The following is a 1294-nucleotide window of genomic DNA, read 5'->3' on the forward strand; positions in this document are numbered from 1 at the left end:
TGTATGACCGGATACATAGGTAACAGATCAGACCGGGAACATAGGTAACACTTTTCAGTCTATCCGGAGCACACTCTGGGTTTTTCGGTCGTAGTACGCAAGCGTTATTCCATTAAAGATGATGGCCTCCAGGCCATCATCTTGTTCTTCCAGCATGATGTACTCATCAGTCAGCGCTTCACTCAGGAACACCGTCCCCTTTTTCCCCATATAGAGTGTCCCCCTTGATTTCACCCTGTAGACCGTACCTCCTTCCGGATAAGCATATTCAGGAACCCTGCCATCCCAGTGCCGGCCTGAGGGTTGCCATACCGTTCCGGGCGTTGCACCCGCCAGGGCTTCATGTGGCCTTTCATAGTTAAACTCTTCCCGGTAGCCACTGAACCACCGCTGTTGTTCTTCCATCGTCATAAATATGTTGCCCTGTTTTACTGCACTTTTCAGCGAACGATGCATTCGCTCATGACGGCCGTTTTCTTCCGGATGCCCCTTTCTGATGCGTTCCGGTCTGATGCCCAGCTTTATCAGCCAGACTGCAAGGCGACTTAACCCGGCGATACCTGTTCCTGCGAAAGGCTGACCATTATCCGTTCTCAGGACTTCCGGCAGACCGTACTCCAGGAACGCATCCGTCAGGCACTGCCTGACGAAGGGCTCGCTCTCCCGGTCTGCTCCCCGGCAGCTCAGAAGATACCGGCTGTGATTGTCGGTGAGGGTGAAGGGATGACAGTATTTCCGGCTCAGCAGCCTGAACTTGCCTTTAAAATCAGCGCTCCAGACCTGATTGTTCTCACTGATGATGGTCAGGGGCTGGCGATTGCCCGGGGTTCTGCGTTTTCGCTTTTTATCCGGAACCAGGCCTTCACGCTTGAGGATATCGCCGATAGTACTGGCAGCGGGGACGGTAAAATCGACGTGATGATTGAGCAGCCACATCCGCAGTTTTTTGGGGCCCCAGTCAGGGTGTTTTTGCCTCAGGGCCGTAAGCTGCCCGGCGATATCATCAGGAACTGTCCGGGAGTGGGAGTGCGGAGCACGCGACCGGTCAGAGAGAGATGACAGGTCAGAGGGGTCAAAACGCTGAAGCCATTTGTAACCGGTTTTTCGACTGATGCCGAAGAGACGGCAGAGGGCAGAAAAAGAATCCGTACCTGCATGGCAGGCACGGATGAAATCAAGGCGTTGCATAGGTCGGGTCTCAGTCCAGGGCATAGCGAGTCTCCTCTTCTATGCCAGTTATAACTGTTACCCATGTATCCGGTCTAAAGTGTTACCCATGTTTCCGGTTCATACC

At 53.6% G+C, this 1294-nt stretch carries 1 protein-coding gene; it reads right to left on the minus strand.

Translation table 11 applies throughout. The features are described 5' to 3' along the window. Positions 1 to 54: 54 nt before the first annotated feature. Positions 55 to 1188 carry a DDE-type integrase/transposase/recombinase gene (locus tag CKK19_RS25000; protein ID WP_223862991.1) on the minus strand — a complete coding sequence of 378 codons (1134 nt, stop codon included), beginning with the start codon at positions 1186 to 1188 and terminating at the stop codon, positions 55 to 57. Positions 1189 to 1294: the final 106 nt, after the last annotated feature.

Origin of the sequence: Enterobacter sp. CCUG 70166 (assembly GCF_020224095.1) — a bacterium.
Lineage (GTDB): Bacteria > Pseudomonadota > Gammaproteobacteria > Enterobacterales > Enterobacteriaceae > Enterobacter > Enterobacter intestinihominis.